At 54.7% G+C, this 20,996-nt stretch carries 17 protein-coding genes and 2 pseudogenes; 9 read left to right on the forward strand and 10 right to left on the reverse strand.

Annotation, left to right across the window (positions count from 1 at the left end; translation table 11 throughout):
* Positions 1-101 precede the first annotated feature (101 nt).
* The 4 genes from ACR0MI_RS22395 to ACR0MI_RS22410 form a co-directional block, all read right to left on the reverse strand.
* Positions 102-248, reverse strand: a complete 147-nt coding sequence (locus ACR0MI_RS22395; protein WP_170617449.1) for a hypothetical protein — start codon at positions 246-248, stop codon at positions 102-104.
* 144 nt (positions 249-392) lie between these two features.
* Complete coding sequence (locus ACR0MI_RS22400; RefSeq protein WP_480855630.1) at positions 393-641, reverse strand: hypothetical protein; 249 nt, start codon at positions 639-641, stop codon at positions 393-395.
* Positions 642-680: 39 nt separating this feature from the next.
* Positions 681-2,540: a Na/Pi symporter gene (locus ACR0MI_RS22405; protein ID WP_170619904.1), complete on the reverse strand. Its 1,860-nt coding sequence runs from the start codon at positions 2,538-2,540 to the stop codon at positions 681-683.
* A gap of 484 nt (positions 2,541-3,024) precedes the next feature.
* Positions 3,025-3,792, reverse strand: a complete 768-nt coding sequence (locus tag ACR0MI_RS22410) for a sulfite exporter TauE/SafE family protein (RefSeq protein WP_170617455.1) — start codon at positions 3,790-3,792, stop codon at positions 3,025-3,027.
* Positions 3,793-4,135: 343 nt separating this feature from the next.
* Between ACR0MI_RS22410 and acsA the strand changes: the two genes are divergently transcribed.
* Genes acsA through ACR0MI_RS22430 form a run of 4 tightly spaced genes read left to right on the forward strand, consistent with a single transcriptional unit; the run spans position 4,136 to position 9,279 of the window.
* Entirely contained in the window at positions 4,136-5,875 is a 1,740-nt protein-coding gene (acsA, locus tag ACR0MI_RS22415; protein ID WP_170617457.1) for an acetate--CoA ligase, read from the forward strand.
* Positions 5,872-7,866 carry a pyruvate dehydrogenase (acetyl-transferring) E1 component subunit alpha gene (pdhA, locus tag ACR0MI_RS22420; RefSeq protein WP_170617459.1) on the forward strand — a complete coding sequence of 665 codons (1,995 nt, stop codon included), beginning with the start codon at positions 5,872-5,874 and terminating at the stop codon, positions 7,864-7,866. The genes acsA and pdhA overlap by 4 nt, the downstream gene beginning before the upstream one ends.
* A 1-nt stretch (position 7,867) precedes the next feature.
* Positions 7,868-9,034: a dihydrolipoamide acetyltransferase family protein gene (locus ACR0MI_RS22425; RefSeq protein WP_170619902.1), complete on the forward strand. Its 1,167-nt coding sequence runs from the start codon at positions 7,868-7,870 to the stop codon at positions 9,032-9,034.
* Complete coding sequence (locus tag ACR0MI_RS22430) at positions 9,031-9,279, forward strand: acyl carrier protein (protein ID WP_170485688.1); 249 nt, start codon at positions 9,031-9,033, stop codon at positions 9,277-9,279. Before ACR0MI_RS22425 ends, ACR0MI_RS22430 begins: the two co-directional genes overlap by 4 nt.
* Positions 9,280-9,544: 265 nt before the next feature.
* Here the strand turns inward: ACR0MI_RS22430 and ACR0MI_RS22435 are convergent, their stop codons facing one another.
* Genes ACR0MI_RS22435 through ACR0MI_RS22450 form a run of 4 tightly spaced genes read right to left on the reverse strand, consistent with a single transcriptional unit; the run spans position 9,545 to position 13,469 of the window.
* On the reverse strand, positions 9,545-10,294 hold the full coding sequence (locus ACR0MI_RS22435) for an Ntn hydrolase family protein (protein WP_170613863.1): 750 nt from the start codon (positions 10,292-10,294) through the stop codon (positions 9,545-9,547).
* A gap of 11 nt (positions 10,295-10,305) precedes the next feature.
* On the reverse strand, positions 10,306-11,103 hold the full coding sequence (locus ACR0MI_RS22440) for a transglutaminase-like domain-containing protein (RefSeq protein ID WP_170613862.1): 798 nt from the start codon (positions 11,101-11,103) through the stop codon (positions 10,306-10,308).
* A 3-nt stretch (positions 11,104-11,106) separates the two neighbouring features.
* Positions 11,107-12,048 carry an alpha-E domain-containing protein gene (locus ACR0MI_RS22445; protein WP_170613861.1) on the reverse strand — a complete coding sequence of 314 codons (942 nt, stop codon included), beginning with the start codon at positions 12,046-12,048 and terminating at the stop codon, positions 11,107-11,109.
* Positions 12,049-12,050: 2 nt separating this feature from the next.
* Positions 12,051-13,469: a circularly permuted type 2 ATP-grasp protein gene (locus tag ACR0MI_RS22450; RefSeq protein WP_170613860.1), complete on the reverse strand. Its 1,419-nt coding sequence runs from the start codon at positions 13,467-13,469 to the stop codon at positions 12,051-12,053.
* Between the two features lie 792 nt (positions 13,470-14,261).
* On the opposite strand from ACR0MI_RS22450, the gene ACR0MI_RS22455 reads away from it, so the two are divergent.
* The 3 genes and pseudogenes from ACR0MI_RS22455 to ACR0MI_RS22465 form a co-directional block, all read left to right on the forward strand.
* Entirely contained in the window at positions 14,262-15,203 is a 942-nt protein-coding gene (locus tag ACR0MI_RS22455; protein WP_170613859.1) for a pirin family protein, read from the forward strand.
* Positions 15,204-15,502: 299 nt separating this feature from the next.
* Positions 15,503-15,859 (forward strand): annotated as a pseudogene (locus ACR0MI_RS22460) (IS5 family transposase); the annotation flags it as partial.
* 195 nt (positions 15,860-16,054) lie between these two features.
* Positions 16,055-16,267, forward strand: a pseudogene (locus ACR0MI_RS22465) (IS3 family transposase); the annotation flags it as partial.
* A gap of 158 nt (positions 16,268-16,425) precedes the next feature.
* On the opposite strand, the gene ACR0MI_RS22470 reads toward ACR0MI_RS22465, so the two are convergent.
* Both ACR0MI_RS22470 and ACR0MI_RS22475 read right to left on the reverse strand, forming a co-directional pair.
* Entirely contained in the window at positions 16,426-16,791 is a 366-nt protein-coding gene (locus tag ACR0MI_RS22470; RefSeq protein WP_170612068.1) for a DoxX family protein, read from the reverse strand.
* 2 nt (positions 16,792-16,793) lie between these two features.
* The gene (locus tag ACR0MI_RS22475; protein ID WP_170817044.1) at positions 16,794-17,819 is read right to left on the reverse strand and encodes a helix-turn-helix domain-containing protein; all 1,026 of its coding nucleotides are present in this window, start codon (positions 17,817-17,819) and stop codon (positions 16,794-16,796) included.
* Positions 17,820-18,002: 183 nt separating this feature from the next.
* Between ACR0MI_RS22475 and ACR0MI_RS22480 the strand changes: the two genes are divergently transcribed.
* The gene (locus tag ACR0MI_RS22480; RefSeq protein WP_170612071.1) at positions 18,003-19,394 is read left to right on the forward strand and encodes a metal-dependent hydrolase family protein; all 1,392 of its coding nucleotides are present in this window, start codon (positions 18,003-18,005) and stop codon (positions 19,392-19,394) included.
* Between the two features lie 66 nt (positions 19,395-19,460).
* A complete protein-coding gene (locus tag ACR0MI_RS22485; protein ID WP_170817045.1) occupies positions 19,461-20,972 on the forward strand; it encodes a metal-dependent hydrolase family protein in 1,512 nt (503 codons plus the stop codon).
* Positions 20,973-20,996 lie beyond the last annotated feature (24 nt).

Here is a 20,996-nt window from a genome sequence, read left to right on the forward strand (position 1 = left end):
CAGACTGGATCGATTCAAGAAAAGCGAGCAAATTCGCCAACGGCAGGCCAACCATCATAGATTGCCCATTGGGCAAAGCCACCGCGATTTGTTGGTCTGTCTCAAACACCGCGCCAAAGATTGGCATTTCGCCACCATATGCAAACCTCGCGGATCGCATCTACACGCATCATTCCCTGGCCGACAAGCACATCAACTTGCCGCAGCTTCTTAACTATTTCTTCCGGCTTATGTCTCTTGTTCGCCATTCTCGGCCCTCCGTTTCTCAGACGTAACGGTGGTCCAAATAAAATGTGGCACTCCAGTTGCTTAGGTGTGTTGGCATCAGGTTCAAAATGGCCACCAAGGCACTCGTCGCGAGTCCTCAAATTTTTAAAGCCTGAACCAGAGTATTAGTCAATTTTGCTCAACAGCCACTCAGCCCGTTTGACACTCTCGTGCGCTGTTCCGAGTTTTCGAACCAGTCTGGCTTTCCTGTCAGAATTCTTCTCCAAATTAATTTCGGCTTCAAGATCTGCCACCTTCTTGCGCAGCTTTTTGAGTACCTTTTGAACATGGCTGGATTTAATTTTCTCCGCTTTGCCTGCCTCAAGACGCGAGTTGTACTCGACCATTTTTTCAGCAAGTTTTTTCAATCCCATCTTAATACCCCCCGCAGATCGTCGCACAATTTCAGCATGCTATTTGCTTTCTACGACTTTACTGTGATGTTTTTCGGATTCTTCTTCCTTAGAGAGCGCATCGGTTTCAATCTTATACTCACCGAGTTCTTCTTCTTCTAAAGCCAACAAACGTTCGACTTCGGCCATGGCGCTGTCTCGTTCGATGTAAAAGGTTCTCGCTGCTTCGATCAGCTTACGCATCGCGCTATAGGCATAATCCGAGTCGTTGAGAAATGAAGTTGCGGCATCGGGAGTGAGTTGGTTTTTTCGAATGAGCTGTTCTACACGGCGCGCAGCGGTCCGAGCATCTTCTTCTATTTGCGCACGTTCCTGATCAAGCCAGAGCGCACTACGCTCACCCGGTTCTGCTTCTTCAAGTTTTTTAATTTCAATGAGTATTCTGGCAATTTCAGTACGGAGGTCATCATACAGTTCGGTTGCACTCCCGGAAAACCGTACAGTGTGACGCAAGATATTCTTTCGCAGGTGTTTGACCGACTTAACCGCTTGAACGATGTCGCCAGCGACATCTCTCAGGGCATAAACTCGTTCCGCTACATCTGGTTCGACACGTTTTTCCCCGACGCGCGTCGAGAATTCGACAATGGCGGAATAGAGTGTCTTGATCTTGCGCCGGTAGCTTTCCTCAATATCCATGTCGGTAGGTGTTCGACTGCTTCGAACCACCTCTGCAACGCTGTTCGCGCTAAGCACATCCTTCCTATGCAGATTCAGGCCATGCAAGATCAACGTCATCGCGTTTTCGTATAGGTGCATGACCTCCTTTCGAAGTGCAATCTCAAGAGTTTGTGGGAAATCATCGGCCGCATCGTTCAGGTAACGCGGTTGACTAACATCCGGGATTGGTTCGATAATACTGCGTTCTAGAAAGGAGATCAGCCCCCGCATCAATGGTAACATGAGCAAGACGCCGAGCACGTTAAAGATAGTATGGAACACTGCCAACTTCAGAGCAAAATCTTCCGCACCGATACCCACGGCACCACTGATCATGTCAACCATCTCACGTAGCGGGACTATGAAAACCAAAGCTACCGCCGCAGTTATTGTATTGAAGATCAGGTGCGCCAATGCCAGTCGCTTGCCCTGAAAATTGGCGCTGATCGAGCCAATAATCGCCGTAATCGTGGTTCCAATATTAGCCCCGATCGCGAGAGCCAGCGCGTTTTCATAGCTAATTTGTGAAGCGGCAAGCGCAGTGAGAGTAAGCACCATCGTCGCGTGGCTCGACTGCATAATCACGGTTGCGGCAGTCCCCAACAAACAATAGACCACCAGCCCCCAAAATCCCGACAAAGCAAATCGCATTAGATCGACCTGGTCCTTGAACGCGTCGAAACCCTCTTTCATGTAATGAATGCCTAGGAACAGAAAACCCAGTCCGCCAAGAGCGTAACCAATCCCACGGAGCACCTTCGGCTTCTGAAACACAAGGATTATGCTAAGGCCGATAATTGGCATGGCATAGGTTGCGATATTCACCTTCAATCCTAGCCCGGCAACCAACCACGCACCCGTCGTCGTTCCGATATTGGCCCCAAAGATTATGCCCACCCCACCGACCAGAGAAATCAGGTCAGCACTTAAAAATGAAATCGTTATGACCGAAACCAGTGAACTGGACTGCAACAACGCAGTAGAGACGAAACCGAATAAGAGAGATCGCGAAACGGATTTTGTCGCCCGCTGAAGCATTCGTTCTAGTGTTCCGCCTCCAAGTAGCTTGAAACCGTCTTCAAGCATAAGCATGCCAAACAAAAAGATAGCGATCCCAGCTGCAACCACCTGCGCGTCAGGACTTACCCAAAAGGCAATTAGTAGCGCGCCAATTGCGACCGGTAGGTAGTACTTGATCATTCAATCAATCCAAATTTTTGGATCGCAAAAACACCGCATGGCGCGAATTTCGACCTCCAGGAAGACCGCACACTAACCTCAACCAACGTTCGTGCAGCGCCAAGATTCTCAGCAGATACCACATCCCAAACCCGGGCGCTTTCTGATCTCGATATTTCTACTACCGCAACGTACATGTCTCATTGATTCAAATCATGGCGTAGGAACTCTACTTGCTCAAATGTTTGGACTGACTTGCTACATGACACCGATGGACCAAACATGTTGAGAACTGAAAGAGTAGAAAAAGCAGTTCGCCTATGGCGTTTACTGAATTGGCGCTTGTTTCAAGCACCAATCAGTTGTTTTTTTCGACGCGCGTATACCGGCACATTCGGCCGTGAGCTTAAAGCGATGACAGTTCTTTATACTGCTACGCCAATCATTTGGCCAAATCTCCCTTTCGCCGTTCCCCGAATTTGTCGATACCCGACGAAATGGAAATTTATCGAAAGCCGTAAACTAGCATCTGGCCTACACCCGCGATACAAAAGGCGAGCAGAAGCCAGAGGACCCTTGTCTTGAACGAGTCCGATGGCGTGGCGAAGAAATGGCGCGAGCCCAGCCAAATGCCCGCCAGCATCACGGGTATTGCCGCCAGAATTAGCCAGAACGTAATTGTTTCAAAGTGGCCGGCGGCGAAAAGCAACCCTCCTGTAATCAGATCTACGAAGAAGAGATAGGCGATAAGCGTTGCCCGCATCGCTGTTGACTCAATAGTCGAGGAGGTGAAGAACAAAGCCAATACAAGACCGCTCAGCGCGGTCGCCCCATTTGCCGCCCCGGCGATAAGGCCAGCCAGAACCAACCTCGGCATCGTAATGGATACAGGCCGGGAAGCAGACAAGAGCAGCAACCCCGTTGAGGCAAACACCACACCGTAGACAATCATCCGCAGTGTACTTTCCGCGACATAGGACAGTAGAAAAATACCGGCTGGCGCACCAATCAGGCTGGCGCCAAGAAGAATGCCGAGATAACGGCGGTTGATATCAGGCAGGATACGCGGCGCCTGACTACTGGACGCGAGAATTTCAAGCGCAATGGACAATGGCACGAGTTGTGAAGCGGGAATGACCGGGAGCAAGCCCACCATCAGAATAGTCGAGAACCCAAACCCCGAATAACCCCGAGCAAAAGAGGCTGCGAAGATAACAACTCCGGCCAGCACAATGGTCAAGAAAGACGCATCCGGGGCAAAATCACTAATCATGCTGCCCACTGGAAAGACCGGCCTTGCCGCGGTTCTTTATGCGATCTTGCACGCGGTTAGATATGCAGGTCCGTGCATTAGGTGACAATCGGATATTCGGGGAGGCCTTCAAAATGTGCTTCCAGTCGGTCGAAACGATGCACAAGTCTATCATTGAAGATGTAAAAGGCCATAAGGACCTGATGTAGTCCTAACAAACCATGGTACGTACATAATCGCGCGCGCACTGACCTTGCCCGAAACGTTAAAGATCGGTTTAGATGAGTCCATATTGCGCGCTTTGATTTGAGTCATTGTCTTCCCCCAGATCTCCCCGCCAGACTTTCTGTGGGAGGATGTAGCAATGAGCACCATCCGGAAATCACCCGAAGAGCGCGCCGCTGCGTGTTGGCAACCAACCTCGGATGCCCTAGAGCAGCCGACACACGACCTTGGCCGCGAACTTCTCACAGGTTTGCCAGATGGCTCGATCAACATCGGGTTTGAAGCTGTCGATCGCCACGTAGCTCAGGGGCATGGAGACTATACTGCCCTGATATGGCTATCCAAGGACGGAGCGCAGCAAACGCTCAGCTATAGCGATCTCGCAGCCATGTCGTCGCGATTTGCAAATCTGCTCTATGACCACGGACAACAAAAAGGAGACCGCGTCTTTGTCGCGATGGGGCGCCGGCCTGAGCTTTATGCTGCAGCCCTTGGCACTTTAAAGGCCGGGATGGTCTTTACGCCACTCTTTGCCGCCTTTGGGCCGGAACCCCTGAGAACCAGGATGGAAATCGGCGATGCCAATGTTCTGGTCACGACTAAGTCACTCTACAAACGCAAAATCGCATCGTGGCGTCAGGAAATGACGTCGCTGCGTCTGGTCCTCATCGTTGGCGACGAAGCTCCTGATGATTGCGTCGCTCTGGCCCCGGCATTGCAAGAGGCCTCGACAGAATTTCTGGCGGTCCATACACAGACGGAAGACCCGGCATTGATTCATTTTACCTCGGGTACCACCGGGAGGCCAAAAGGTGCGGTTCACGTGCATGGCGCAGTTCAGCACCACGCGCTCTCCGGTCGTTACGCACTCGAACTGCAGCCCGGCGTGACCTACTGGTGCACCGCTGACCCGGGCTGGGTCACCGGAACGACCTACGGAATTATCTCACCACTGGTGAACCGCGTGACGATGATTGTGGACGAGGCAGAGTTCAATCTCGAACGCTGGTATGGGATCGTTGAAAGGGAACGCGTTGAGGTCTGGTATTCAGCCCCAACAGCCATCCGCATGATGATGCGCGCTGGCAGTGAGGTCGCACGCGGGTACGACTTCAGCGCTCTGCAGTTTCTTGCAAGCGTCGGTGAGCCTCTGAACGCCGAAGCCGTGGTCTGGTCCAACGAGGTATTCGGTCGACCGTTCCACGACAATTGGTGGCAGACAGAAACCGGCGGCATCATGATTGCCAATACTAGAGCGCATGACATCAAGCCTGGATCGATGGGCAGACCCCTGCCTGGCGTTGTTGTCGGCATTGTGGAACCAGACAACGGGGGCTTGCGAGAATTACCGGATGGCGAGATCGGAGAGCTTGCTCTGCGACCGGGTTGGCCCTCGATGATGCGGGACTATCTTCACGAACAGGCGCGGTACGAAAAATGCTTTAATGATGGCTGGTACTTGTCAGGCGATCTCGCGATGCGGGACAGTGATGGGTATTTCTGGTTCGTCGGTCGAGCCGATGACCTAATCAAAACGTCGGGCCATCTGGTCGGCCCCTTCGAGGTTGAAAGTGCGCTGATTGAGCATGAAGCCATCGCCGAGGCCGCTGTGATTGGTATTCCAGACGAGACTGCGGGCGAAATCGTCAAAGCCTTCGTGACCCTGAATCCCGGCCAAACCGAGGATGAGGAGCTAGAGCGCGACATTCGCGGCCTTGCCCGCAAACGGCTTGGAGCGGCTGTGGCCCCCCGCGAGATCGTTTTCCGAAATGCCCTGCCCAAGACCCGCTCTGGCAAGATCATGCGCCGCCTTTTGAAGGCGCGCGAACTTGGTCTGCCAGAAGGTGACATCTCTACATTGGAGACGGACGAGAAATGACCACAAGCAAACCAAGACTGGACCGCGACCATGTGAAACGCTTGCTGAGTGACATGATCCGTATCCGACGTTTCGAAGACAAATGTGCGGAGCTATACACTCAGGAAAAAATTCGCGGCTTCCTGCACCTCTATGATGGAGAGGAAGCGATTGCCGCTGGGATTATCCCGCTCTTGTCGGACAAAGATCGCGTCGTCGCCACGTACCGAGAGCACGGACATGCGCTGATGCGCGGCGTCTCAATGTCCTCGGTCATGGCCGAGATGTATGGCAAGACCCAAGGCTGCTCGGGCGGACGCGGAGGTTCGATGCACCTGTTTGACGCCGCCACGAACTTCTATGGCGGCAATGCCATTGTCGGTGGCGGTCTCCCTTTGGCTGCGGGGCTGGCTCTAGCCGAACGGATGCGCGGCGACACAGGCGTGACGGCCTGCTTCTTTGGCGAAGGCGCCGTGGCCGAGGGCGAGTTTCACGAGACTCTTAACCTCGCGGCACTGTGGCGGCTACCTGTTCTTTTTGTTTGCGAAAACAATGGCTACGCAATGGGGACGGCTCTGGCGCGCTCCGAGTCTGAGACCGATGTCAGCCGCAAGGCCGCCGCTTATGGGCTCGAGGCGCGTGTGGTCGATGGTATGGACATTGTCGCGGTCGAAGTGGCCGCAACACAGGCGCTGCAGGAAATCCGCGAAACGGGAAAGCCAGTATTTCTTGAATGTAGAACTTACCGTTTCCGGGCGCATTCGATGTTTGATGCCCAACTTTACCGACCAAAGGACGAAGTTGAGGAATGGCGTAATAAGGGGCCAATTCTGCGCTTCCAGTCATGGCTCTTAGAAAATGGGCTGATCCACGAAGAAGAAATCCGGGAGTTCGAAAAGCAAGCTGATGCTGAAATCGACGAAGCCGTCGCTTTTTCCGAGGCCGGCACCTGGGAGCCTGTGTCGTCGTTAACTAAGGACGTAATGGCGCCATCCGCGACAACTGTTGAGGCCTCTTCCCCTACCGGTGAGCTGGTCGAGACCACCTATCGTGAAGCCATTAGGGCCGCGATTTCCGACGCCATGGCTCGCGACCCCCGTGTCTTCCTCATGGGCGAGGACGTCGGTGCATATGGCGGATGCTATGCCGTCTCCAAAGGTCTGATGGACAAATTCGGCGCGGACAGGGTGCGTGACACGCCGCTCTCCGAGTCAGGCTTCACCGGGGCTGGGATCGGGGCTGCATGTGCCGGGATGCGCCCCGTAGTTGAACTGATGACCGTCAACTTCAGCCTTTTGGCCCTCGACCAGATTTTGAACACCGCAGCCACCCTCCGGCACATGTCCGGAGGGCAGTTCGGCGTACCGATGGTCATCCGTATGGCAACCGGGGCGGGCAAGCAACTCGCGGCCCAGCATTCCCATAGCCTTGAAGGATGGTACGCCCATATTCCGGGACTTAAGGTCCTCGCGCCTGCGACGCTGGGAGATGCGCGCGGCATGCTTTGGACCGCTCTGCAGGATCCCGATCCAGTCCTTATCTTCGAAAATGTTGTGCTCTACAATCTGAGCGGTCAAATTGACTCGGGCGCAGGCCCTGTCGACATTTCCCGCGCGGCTATTCGCAGGCCGGGCAAAGACCTAACGCTGATTACCTATGGCGGGTCGCTCCACAAGACATTAGAGGCGGCAAATTCGCTAGCCTTAGAAGGGATTGGCGCTGAAGTCATCGACCTGCGCTCGCTACGTCCGCTTGACGACGAAACAATCATGGGATCGGTTGCCCGGACGCGCCGCGCCGTCATTGTTGACGAAGGATGGCGCAGCGGCTCGCTGGCAGCTGAAATCTCGGCCCGGATCACCGAACAGGTCTTTTGGACGCTCGATGCCCCAGTTGAAAGGGTGTGTTCGGAAGAAGTTCCGATCCCTTACCCGAAACATATGGAAGACGCCTCGATACCACAGGTTCCTGCGATTGTCGCGGCGGCCAAGAGTGTGATGGGGCAAAGCTGACATGAGTATTTTTCGGATGCCCTCGCTAGGTGCAGATATGGAGGCCGGTACGTTGGTCGAGTGGCTGATTCAGCCAGGGGACGAGGTGCACCGGGGGGATGTCGTCGCCGTGGTAGAGACACAGAAAGGCGCCATAGAAATCGAGAGCTTTGAAGCCGGGGGCGTCTCAGAATTACTGGCGCAAGTCGGTCAAACCGTTCCCGTGGGAGAACCGCTAGCCCGTATAGGAGAGGACGCGCCGGAAGCGCCAGCGGTTTTGCCAGACCCGTCCGACACTGCGCTTCCAGGCATCCCATCTCATGGCCCTGATGCACAAAAGGTCTCGGCCACGCCACCCAGACCGGCGGCGGTTATGGCAGCCAGCCCGGCGGCCCGCGTTGCAGCACGGCATGCTGGCCTCAAGCTGTCTGAACTCCGAGGCAGCGGCCCGGATGGGGCAGTTGTTTTGGCCGATGTTGAGATCTTCGCGAAAAACGCGGCCAGTTCCAAACAAGCCACAGACGGCCTATCCGAAATGCGCAAGGCGGTTGCCGCAGCGATGACGCGCGCAAAGCAGGAAATTCCACATTTCTACGTCTCACACACGATTGAAACTCAGGGCCTGTCTGAATGGCTGGCCGCACGCAACAAGGACCGGCCCCCGGCAGAACGGATATTGCTCGGCGCGGCCATCGTGAAGGCCGCCGCCCTCGCAGCGCAGACCGTCAAATCGCTGAACGGTCATGTTGTGAATGGAGCATTTGTCCCCTGTAACAAGATCAATACAGGAGTCGCCATCGCCCTCCGTGGCGGCGGACTGGTCGCCCCAGCGCTCTTCAACGCAGACCGTATGTCCCTTGAGGAGGTCATGGAAGGGATGCGTGATCTGGTGACCCGTGCTCGATCTGGACGATTGCGTAGTTCAGAACTGACCAGCGGAACGTTCACAATTTCCAGCCTTGGTGAGAGTGGTGCCGACAGTATGACGGGAGTGATCTTCCCTCCTCAGGTTGTCCTCTTGGCGGTCGGCGCCCCACAAATCCGCCCTTGGGTGGATGGGGAGAAAGTTGCCCCCCGTGAGGTCACGAACTTTGTGCTCTCTGCAGACCACCGCGTCTGCGACGGCAGGCAGGCCTCAAAATTCCTTACAGTGTTGGCCGAAAAGCTTTCGAGACCGGAGGAACTATGAACGACAGTGAGATTAGACAGGCCTTTCTGGAGGAAATCCACAAAATCGCGCCGGACATAAAACCGGCGGATGTGTCTGATGATGACCATCTGCAAGATGATCTGGAGCTCGACTCGATGGATATTCTGAACCTTGTGACAGCCCTGCACGCGCGCTTAGGCGTGTCGATACCTGAGACCGACTATGCCCAGATCGAAACGCCAACCAAGGCGCTTAAGTACTTCGCTTCTAGACGCGGGCAATGATTCAAAACGCCAATTACGTTGAAGCAAAGCGGAAATCGTCGACACGGCAAATTCTGATGTGGGATGCGCATTCACTTCTCTCTAAATTTAGTGCTTTTCCAAGGTGAATGTCGAGGCAGTGAGCGATGTGATTATTCCTCCCACGTAGTGAAGGTCCGACGGCCGTAATGCCAACTGCTGTAACTGCGTTAAAGTCTGCTTTGGGCTCAAAGCGGTCATACGCTGCACTTGTCATGAATGACTGCTATGCGGACAAAGCGGTCGCTCACTCGTTTGATTTTCGCCCGGATCTGTATTCTGGAAGTTTGGCCAAGGCCGATTTCAACGCGTCACCCCATCCATCGGAAACAATGCGAAAGTACTGGTCGTCGGATTCGAATCTTGACCGCGTACCGCCATCAAGGCTGTCTTCATCGTAGAGAAGCAGGTCAAGCGGAGCCCCGACAGACAGATTGGCCTTAATCGTGGAGTCAAAACTGACCAGCAAGAGTTTTACGGTTTCCGGAAAACTCATTACCGGATCATAGGCTCGCACAAGAATAGGGCGACCATACTTTGTCTCACCGATCTGAAAGAACGGGGTGTCGTCGCCGGCCTCGATAAAATTTCCTTCAGGGTAGATCAAAAACAGACGAGACGGGCCGCCCTTGATCTGGCCTCCAACAATGAGTGTCGCGTGAAAAGCGCTGTCAGCTTGCTGACCAGACCGGGCATGCTCTTCGATGACGTCGTTCAGCGTAGACGCGACCAGTTGCGCAACTTGAAACATTGTCGGTACTTCTAAGATCGATGGTGAACGATCTGCCGGCGCTTTTGTTCGTTCTTCCAGAAGGCTTATCGTGGCCTGCGTAGTGGCCAAGTTTCCGGCCGTTAGGATAGTGATCGACCGGTCCCCTTCGACTGTCCAGTTGAACATCTTGTTGAAGATCGAAACATTGTCCACGCCTGCATTCGTGCGCGTATCAGACATGAACACCAGCCCGCGATTCAGCCGCATGCCCACAGCATAGGTCATCAAATTCTCCGTTACTGCTGTGCGACTTGCAACTGCACTGTCAATTGCTCGCCCGCTGTCCCAATTCTATTCCCTATTACCGGTGCGGCTTGGGCATAGTCCAGCCCGGTTGCGACGCGTACGTATCGATCGTCGGGTGAAATCCCATTTGAAACGTCAAACCCCACCCAGCCAAGCCCGTCCAAATGCACTTCGGCCCAGGCATGGGTCGCGTCCTGCAGCTCTGTTTCGTTCATCATCAAGTAGCCCGAAACGTAGCGTGCTGGCACTCCGAGCTGTCGCGCGCAGGTAATGAAGATGTGCGCGTGGTCCTGACACACACCGCGCTCGGCCTTGAGGGCATCTTCTGCGCTCCAGCCCGGGTGCGAACTTCCAATTTCGTACGAGACCTGAGCTCGAATTTTTTCGGACAGAGCATGCATCTGCTTCAGCGGATCGCTGTTGGGCAACGCGATTATCAGCTCTGCAACTCCTTTCCCTGGCGATGTCTGCGGAGTGCTTCTTTTGAACAGCCACAAGGGCGTCGACCCTTCGTGACGCCCCAGAACACCGTGCGTGTCTTTCACTTCAACAACGCCTTCGGAGATCAACGAGATGCTTTGAGTGTTTGCTTCGAAACTGATCAATTCCACCGTGTTGCGGTGATAGTCTTCAAATGTAAGCTCTTTGCGCCCGCCGGTGATCTGGGTACTCCAACTTACAATGCTCTGATTTCGAAATGACTTTGGTGTTTTTCGCAGCTGTTGCAGTCCGAAAGGAACCGGCGCGTCGAAATCGTATCGTGTCTCGTGCCGAATGTGCAGTTTCATTGGCTACTCGTAGAACCTATAATCAATCTCGATCTGACGGCTTAAGTTGCCGAGATCGGTCAGAAAATCCTGAATGTACTCATGCAGACCGAATTCAAAGATATCGGAAATTTTCTGATTCAGGTATTTCTCGTAGAGAGCATTTGATGCCTCGCACGAAGGCCCGGCAAAGCCGTAGTCTTTCTGTAGGTAAGACAGGTTCTCTTGAATTTTTCTGCAGCAAAAGTGAAGGCTGCGCGGCATTCGCTGATCCAGGATCAAAAATTGGGCAATATCAGACGGCCGGGTTTTCTCACCATGGGTCATTCGATACCCACCACCAGCGCCGACAGAACGCAGGATGCTTTCCCATTGGATGTTGTCTAGCGACGAGCCGACCGAGAAGGCTGTGGGCAGAAGAACGTAGTACTTCACGTCCAAAATGCGCCCGGTATTGTCGGCCCTTTCGACAAACGTCCCGATGCGGGTGAAATCGAAAATGTCGTTGCGCAGCATAGTCCCCAATGTGGCACCACGGACCAGAGCCGCCTGTTGGCGAATGAGTTCCAACGTCGCTGGCAAATCCCTCTCATTCACGCGCCGCTTCATCGCCTCATCGATCTGCATCCAGGTGGAGTTCACCGCACTCCAAACATCGTGGGTCAGCGCGGTCCGAACAAGGCGCGCGTTGTCTCGGGCTTGCTTGATGACCGACTTGATCGAGGATGGGTTATCAGCGTCGCGTAGCACCCAATCGACCGCATTGTCTTTTGAAATCTCATCGTATTTGGCGTGGTATCCATCCAGAACCCCGGCCGTTTTCAGAACCGAACCCCATTCCTCGGCAGAATTCTTTGTACGGGTCAACGCCATTCTCTGACCTGTTTCAAGCAGCCTCGCCGTATTTTCCGCTCGCTCAAGATACCGGGACATCCAGAACAACCCGCCAGCAGTTTTTCCCAGCATGGTCAGTCCTCCAGAACCCAGGTGTCTTTGGTCCCGCCACCTTGGCTTGAGTTCACGACGAGAGATCCCTTCTTAAGCGCCACACGGGTCAAACCGCCGGGTGTGATCTTGATCCCTTCGGGCGATACCAAGACGAACGGCCTTAGGTCAACATGTCTGGGCGCAAGTCCCGAGCGAGCAAAGATCGGAACCGTCGAAAGCGAAAGAGTCGGCTGAGCAATGTAGTTCCCGGGCCGCGATTTGAGCTTGTCGCGGAACACCGAAATCTCTTTCTTGCTGGCGGTCGGTCCGATCAACATTCCGTAGCCGCCAGACCCGTGTACTTCTTTCACGACAAGATCGGACAAGTTGTCCAGCACGTAGGAGAGAGAGACGGGATCACTGCAGCGCCAGGTCGGGACGTTTTGCAGCAAGGGCTTCTCACCCGTGTAGAATTCAACGATTTCAGGCATGTAGGAATAGATCGCCTTATCGTCGGCAATACCGGTCCCTGGCGCGTTGGCGATCGTGATGCCTCCTGCGCGGTAAACGTCCAGGATGCCCGGAACGCCCAAGGCGCTATCGGGGTTGAAATTCAGGGGGTCCAGAAATTCGTCATCTACCCGGCGGTAAAGTACGTCGATGGGCTTATAGCCCCTGGTGGTGCGCATGCAGACGCGCCCATCGACAACGCGTAGGTCGTGGCCTTCGACCAATTCCACAGCCATCTGATCAGCAAGAAACGCATGTTCGTAATAGGCTGAATTATAGATGCCCGGGGTTAATACCGCGACGCTTGGTTCCCCGTCGGCGCAAGCCGGCGCGCAGGCAGCAAGAGATCGTCTCAGATTGCGAGGGTAATCCGAAACATTCCGAACATTAGTCGCGCTGAAGAGCTCGGGGAACATCTTTAGCATCGTTTCCCGGTTCTCCAGCATATAGCTAACCCCGGATGGCGTACGGGCGTTGTCCTCCAGAACGAAAAACTCGTCCGGTCCGGTTCGCACCAGATCGACTCCAACAATGTGTGTATAGACCTGACCAGGGGGCGAGACGCCAAGCATCTGCGGCAGGAACGCTTCGTTCCCGGCAATCATCACAGCGGGCACGCGTCCGGCACGCACGATTTCTTGGCGGTGATAGATATCGTGGAGAAATGCGTTGATTGCCCGAACCCGTTGTTCAATACCGCGTTCCAGCCGCTGCCATTCTCGTGCTGAAATTACACGCGGTACGATATCAAATGGGATTAGGCGTTCCTCAGCCTCGGCTTTTCCATAAACGTTAAAAGTGATGCCCGTTAGCCTAAAGACTTCTTCGGCTTCGCGCTGTTTCGCCCTCAGTCGCGATACGTCTTCAGCATTGAACCAGCGGCCGATCTCTTGGTATGGACCTCTGAGTGATCCATCGCCGTTGAACATTTCATCAAAATACTCACTCATGCTTTAAGTTTTACGCATAGATCAGATTTTTCAAGTCATTCAGGCTTGGTTGGAAGCTGCCTTTGGAAGGAGCGTCTAATTTTCAGGCTAACTGGATATGGATAGTGTGATGATCTTAACAATATGGCGTTTTTTGTGTTTCCAGTTGAAGTCACATTCAATGTGTCCGTTGTCAGAAGATTTGGGACGTGACGGACCAAGAGGCAGGATTCCAGTGGGATTTTTGATCTAACTGGGTGCAATACGGCTACCTATGCACCACCTCTAGAGCAGACATTCGTGCACCACGCAGCGTCCGTGAGAAGGGGATCGACGCAGTCATCCGACAGCTCTAGTCAATAGACTGGTTTGCGGATGCGAACAGTCATTTGGACCTCTCCCGGGAAAAATAAAGGTCACCACCTTTGCAGTACAGATCGATGCGTCTTCAAGCTTTACTCCGAGACTCTACTGTCGCCTGAACAGGTCGACGATACACTAAGAGTTTTATTCGGAAGGTTATTTAGGGCCAATCAAATGCCCTCAGATCAGCGGTTGCCAAGGCGACGCACGGCCTTCCCGAGTATCCCGTGGGTACCTTGCAGGTTTTTCCCGAGTGATCCAAGAGGGTAACGGGGGATAGTGAGAAGGATCACGTATTCATATCCCGCTCAGATTTTTACCCCTAAATGCAAATCGTTTGGTTTAAGTGAAAAGGTGTGTAACCCCGCACGAACCCTGAGCGCCCCTTGGGGTTCACTTCAAACTCCCATGCGCCATATTATCGGCAGAGCCAAAGGAGAAAACACCGCCATGTCTTGGAACCCTGCCCTAGATCCCCATTGCCCCGCAGGTGACGCCGTGGATGCCATAGATACCATCATCATCCCACGTGCCCGCGATCTGGGAGGTTTCGAGGTACGCCGCGCCCTGCCCGCTCCAAAGCGCCAAATGGTTGGAAGCTTTATCTTTTTCGATCAAATGGGACCCGCGGAGTTCTTGCCGACAAAAGGCATGGACGTACGCCCTCACCCTCATATCGGCTTAGCTACAATAAGCTACCTCTATCGTGGTCGTATGCACCACCGGGATAGCCTTGGGACGGACTCTTGGATCGAACCGGGCGCAGTCAACTGGATGGTCGCAGGACATGGCATCACGCACTCAGAAAGAACCGACGACGAAACCCAAGTAGACCCAATGCCGTTCTTCGGTATTCAGACTTGGGTTGCCCTCCCAAAGGATCATGAAGACCGTGATCCAATGTTCCAACATGCACCCGCAGATGCTCTGCCGTTCATGGAAGGCGAAGGCAAAGAGGTACGCCTGATACTTGGAAATGCATACGGAGAACGAGCGCCCGTTGAGACGGCCTCAGAGATGTTTTACGCCGATGCGATATTGCAACCGGGTGCCAGCATTCCACTACCTGATGATCACGAGGATCGCGGCGTGTACGTCGTCGAGGGTTCGGTTACGGTCGCCGGGGATACCTTCGAGGCAAGTCAGATGATGGTTTTCCGCCCTGGTGATCCCATTTCGATGAAAGCTGGTGAAAGAGGCGCACGAGTGATGTTGCTGGGCGGTGAGACTCTTGAGGGGCCCCGTCATATCTGGTGGAACTTCGTGGCTTCCTCCAAGGAGCGTATCGAAGAAGCAAAGGAGGCTTGGAGGGCCGAGGCGTGGGATAGCAACCAACGGTTCCACTTGCCGCCTGGTGATGACCAAGAGTTCATCACGTTGCCAAAAAAGTAGTTAATCCATCAAGCAAAAGAACTCTGATCGTTTCTATCGGAAGCTCAAAGGGAATTTGAAGGGCGTTGAGGTCTTTCAACCAAGAGCATCATCTTGTGAGCACCCAAAATGATAGATCAAATACAAAACGCCGTCGGTACCAATTGGGACGCATTTCTTGCTTAAAATTCTTATAGCAAGACAAATGTCATGTTATGGTCAGGACCCATTGATTTCCTCGGAACGGCGTGGTTCACGGTTCGAAAACCGAGCTGTGAATGTGCCTGATCATTTCTGGCTGACGGATGCGCAGATGGCACGTGTTGATCGGCATTATCTTCATCAATCGCAATGGGTTGCGGTGGCGCGACGCCCCCTCCGCCTACGGCCCGCACAAGACGCTATACAACCGCTGGAAGCGATGGAGCGACAAAGGCGTCTTCGCCTGGATGATGGTGAGTCTTGCTGCTGAGCACGGCGAAAAGACGACCGTGATGATTGGCGCGACTTACCTCAAGGCGCACAGAACCGCGACCAGCTTGGGCGTGAAAGAGGGGGGGCGTGGACGCCTGATTGGTCGCACCAAAGGCGGCATGAACACCAAGCTGCACGCCATCTGCGACAGCCAAGGCCGACCGCTCAACCTGTTCGTCACCGCCGGTCAGGTCAGCGACTACGCTAAGGAAGTTCTTTGTTTCGTCAATGGCAACTTTGCTATGACCGAGATAACTCAATTGTCTCAAAATCAATGATTTAGATTTCACTGAAAGGCAAACACGTCTGTTTGTCGCCTGCCAAGTCAGTGAGAGGGAGCTGTTCCCGGATCTAACGGCCAAGGACCGAAAAAGGTTTTTCGATCTGAGACTAAAGCTCTTGACAACGCCGTCCTCGAAAGCTTCTTCGGCGCTCTCAAACGCGAACGTGTAAACCGCGTACGTTACCGCACCAGAGATGAAGCACGTGCCGACCTGTTCGAGTATATTGAAGTGTTCTACAATCGAAAGCGTCGCCATGGATATCTTGGCAACGTAAGTCCAGCTGATTTCGAAGATCGGTCAACCGTGTCCTTTCAAACCGTCCACTGAAACGGGGCAAGACGACAAAGCAGACCTTAACTTGAGTCAGTTGAAAGGCTGCTTTGCGGACTTTCCGGTCACTGACGCGGTAGAACGCAACGACGGCAACCAGCCGTTTCCGGACTTCATTGTACGTCAAGTCATCACGAATGGGAGGGCCTTTGAGCTCAAAGAACGTCTAGAAGTCCAGCGTACCCATTGCTCAGAACTATGGCTGATAGCGATGCTGTTATCATCGCGGGAACTCCTTGTTTCCACGTGTCGAACACGAGATGGCAGAAGATCGCGCCGACAGACGTGCCCAGCAGGGCGAGCGCACCAAGCGGGCCGACCCAGGACGATTGAAACCAGATGGCTATGGCCCCGAACAGCTCAGCACAGCCGACCAGAAACATGATCTGCCGGTTGAGCCCGTAGCTTTCGAACATTTCCAATTGGATTTGGAAAATCTTCTGTTGCCAGCCGAAAATCTTGATCGATGACGCGAACAGAAAGAACGCCGATAGCAGACCGATGACGATGTTCAGGACCATAGCTAAGCGTCCCTGTTTGATCGTCTGAAGGCTGCCGGGGACATGCCGGTCCATTTCCGAAACGCCCGTGAGAAAGCAGTGGGGTCGACGTACCCAAGCCTCAGCGCTGTATCGCCAACGGACGAGTTGTCCTCCGCAAGTAGGCTTTCAGCTTCTTCCTGCTTGATACGGGCGATCACCCGGGAGGCCGTCAGGCCATAGGGCTTAAGCCGGTTGTTGAGCGTTTCGCGATGAAAGCCGCAGAGGTCGGCCAACTCGTCGACACCAAATCCCGGTTCAGCCAGATGAACCTTTATCAGGCCTTCCAGTCCCGCGAGAAAGTCCAGCGGGGCTGCCAGGTCATTGTCTTTAATCCTGAAGTCTGGTGGGTTTTCCAAAGCTTCCTGTGTCAGCCGAAAGCTTAGCCAGCTTGAGGGAAACCTGATCGAAAACCCCTGTGGTCCGCACTCGATTGCCCGGACGCCATGAAACTGCTTGGGAAGGGCGTCCGGTTCGCAGACCCGCAGAACGATCTGGTGGGGGTCCCATCTGAAGTCCAGAACCCGGTGCAACAGGGATATCCAGATGCTGGCCAGAAACGCATCGGCCTGACCCGGTGAAGCCGAGACAGAAAAGTTCCGTTTGGCACTGAAATACGCATGCTCTTCTTCAACGAAGAGTGACTGCGTGACCGCATTGGATTCCTTAGAAACGGCTTGCGTGAACCTTGTGAAGAAATCCCCGAGTGTAAGCGCCTCCGCCAGCATGTCGCCAAGCGGAAGAAACCGAACAAGATCGACGGACTGGCCGACCTGGGCGCAAAACTCCGGAGATGTGGCGTCGGCCACCGCCTGAAAAATCCGGTAGACCGTGTCGTGTGGCACGAAATTCTGACGGTCCATCACCTGCGCTTCGTACAGCCCCAGTGGATCGAGCACAAACGCCGGTTCGATGCTCGCCTTGCGAAGGGCGGCGACAACCGGACCCGCAACCGACGCTCTGACAAGCGGCAATGCTTTGTCCGATTTCTTGGTACGTCCGCCCGTCATCGCGCCTCCTGTTCCTCAAAACTAGTGCGGAGGCGCCAGAGAGTCCTACCGAAAACTTTTCAAACCTTGCAGTTTGCCAAAACTAATTTCCAGCGCCTGACAAGGTGTCAGGCAATAATCCGAGCGTTCCCTAAAATCACGCTGAAAAAGCGACATCTGTGATTCGTCAAAAGGAACGCCTTCATGGTCCCAAAACTGGCTCACGTTCTGACGGCTGCAATCCTTGCCGCTGGTCTTCTGTCACCCACGCACGCCGTCGCACAGGAGGAGAGTTTTCCGATCCTCTTCACCAACGTGCATGTCTTTGATGGCGTGAACGAGGCGCGGATCGAGAACGCCAATGTGCTGGTGATCGACAACCTGATCGCCGAGGTCTCGACCGAACCTTTGGCCGTGGCCAATGCCCAGATCATCGACGGCGGCGGACGCACGCTGATGCCCGGGATGCACGACCAGCATGTGCATCTGTTGGTATTCAACCCGCTCAGCGACGGGTTGCGCCAAAACATCACGCCCTTCCATCTTGGCGGAGTTGCCGCGATCCGGTCCGAGCGCATCCTGATGAATGGGTTCACCACTGTTCGAGACCTCGGTGGCCCGGCCAAGTCCATCGCCCGGATCATCGACAGCGGCATGGCGCCCGGCCCGCGGATCTATTCCTCGGAAGCCTTCATCACCCAAACTTCGGGCCACGCCGATTTCCGCAAGCTGAACGACCGTCATCCAACCCTGTCGGGTCAGGGGCCATCGCATTGGGTCGACACAGACATGAGCTTCATCGCGGACGGCCCGGAGCAGATCCGCATGGCCGTGCGCGAGAACCTGCGCCGGGGGGCAACGCAGATCAAGATCATGGTCAGCGGCGGGGTCACCTCCGAATTCGACCCGCTGCACTCGCTTCAGTACCAGGCCGACGAAATCCAGATGGCGGTCAAGACCGCTGAGCAATGGGGAACGTACGTTACCTGTCATGTGTTCACAGAACAGGCGATCCGCAATTGCATCGACAATGGCGCCAAGACCGTTGAGCACATCCCGTTCCTGACTAGGGAAGCCGCCGAGATCATGGTCGATAAGCAGATCATGTTCGCGACAGCGGTGGCACCGGTCTACTCAGTGACGACCGAACAGGCGGAAGCCTTTTACACGCCGGCATCCTTCAAGAAGTGGAAGAGCGTACGCGACGCCGCCGCGAATATGATCGAGGTGATCCAGACCACTCCGGGCATGATCGATCTCTACACACTGGGCACGGATCTCATCAACAACTGGGACCAGACGCTCGAGCAGGACAAGAAGATGAGCGACGAGTTCAAGTACCTGCACGAGGCCAACTTCAAGCCGTTCGACATCCTTCGCATGGCTACATCGAACGGCGCGCGGATGAACCGTCTGACCGGCCTGAACAATCCGTATCAGGATGGCCCGCTCGGCGTGGTCGAGGAAGGTGCCTATGCAGATCTCCTGCTGGTCGATGGCAACCCGCTGGAGGACATCCTGCTGCTGGCCGAGCCAGACACCAACCTGAAGGTCATCATGAAAGACGGCGTGATCTACAAGAACACTCTCGACTGAGTGTCGCGCGGGATGTTCCTACCTCGGCATCCCGCGCATCCCTGACTCTCGATGGAACGGAAGCAAATGAAATACCTTGGCAAATCCACAATGATGGCCGGCGCAGTCGCTCTCGCAACGAGCGCGGCTTTTGCACAGGAGGCCGCAGTTGATATCCCCCCAGTTACACTCTTCAAAAACGTCATGGTGTTTGATGGTGTGAATGACGGGCTGAAGGACGTCGACGTGCTCGTCGTCAAGAACAAAATTCACAAGATTGACGCTGACATCCCTGAAGGCGGGAAGTGGGAAGTCGATGTGCGCACTGGGGGATCCAAGCGGTTGCCCGATCCAGTCGGTGGAATCGATGGCTACTCCTTCACCGTCCAGACAGAACGCGGCATCGAGACCAAAGAAGTGAACGTTACCGTCATTGACGGTGATGGTCGTACACTCATGCCCGGTCTGATCGACAGCCATGTGCATGTGAACATGTACAAGAACGGCACCATCCCCGGACTTCAGGACACCACATGGGAAGAGATCGGCGCACGCGCCGCTGCGTTCGCGCAGGAAATGTTGGCGATGGGCTTCACGACCGTCCGCGATATGTGCGGCGCTCATGGTGGACTGCGGGCGGTAATCGATGAAGGATCACTACCTGGCCCACGAATTTATTCCTCCGGCGCATGCCTTAGCCAGACAGGCGGACATGGCGACTGGGGTATCGCGGGTCAACGCAAGAACGAAAGCAATCTTGAACGTCTGGAGATCACCAGACTGGTGGACGGGCCGGCGGAGGTGCTTCAGGGCGCGCGCAGGAATTTCGCTCTAGGGGCGAACTATCTCAAGATCATGGTCAGCGGTGGCGTGACATCGATTAAGGACCCGATCTATCAGTCTGCTTTCACAAACGACGAGATTTCCGCTGCGGTCGAGGTTGCTGGGGATATGGACTCATATGTCGCCATGCATGTCTTCATGGACAGCGATCTGTCGCGTGCGCTCGATCTTGGCGTCAAAGTGGTGGATCACGGCCTGACCATTACCGAACCGACGATGCAGAAACTGGTCGAGAAAGAGGCGTTCTTTTCGCCCAACCTGACGGCACTGGCTCCCGAGGCGCTGGAACATCCGATGCACCAGGACCCGACCTTTCCGCCAACGGCGAAGTTCCTTTGGTTGCGGGAAAACAGCAAGCAGTTGATGGATCTTGTAAGAAAATACAAGCCGAAGATGGTGTTTGATTCCGATTATGTTTTGTTAACCGGCGTTCCCTACCGGCAGTCGATGGACTTCACGAAGGCCTTTGTCGCGCGGGAGTTCGGCAACCTCTGGGCATTGCAGATGATGACTTCGAACGGCGGCGAACTGGCGGCGCTGACCGGGCGGGGCAATCCGTATCCCGAAGGCAAGCTCGGCGTGATTGAGGAAGGCGCTTATGCCGATATTCTCATCGTCGACGGGAACCCACTCGAAGACATCTCGGCCATCGGCGCTGTCGATTCCTGGTTCGATGCCGAACCGCGCGGACAGGATGTCCCGAGCATTCGCGTCATCATGAAAGACGGCGCGATCTACAAGAACACGCTCGACTGAGGAGAGCGCGGGGCGGTCTCCCTC

It is taken from the genome of Ruegeria sp. D4 (genome assembly GCF_056534475.1).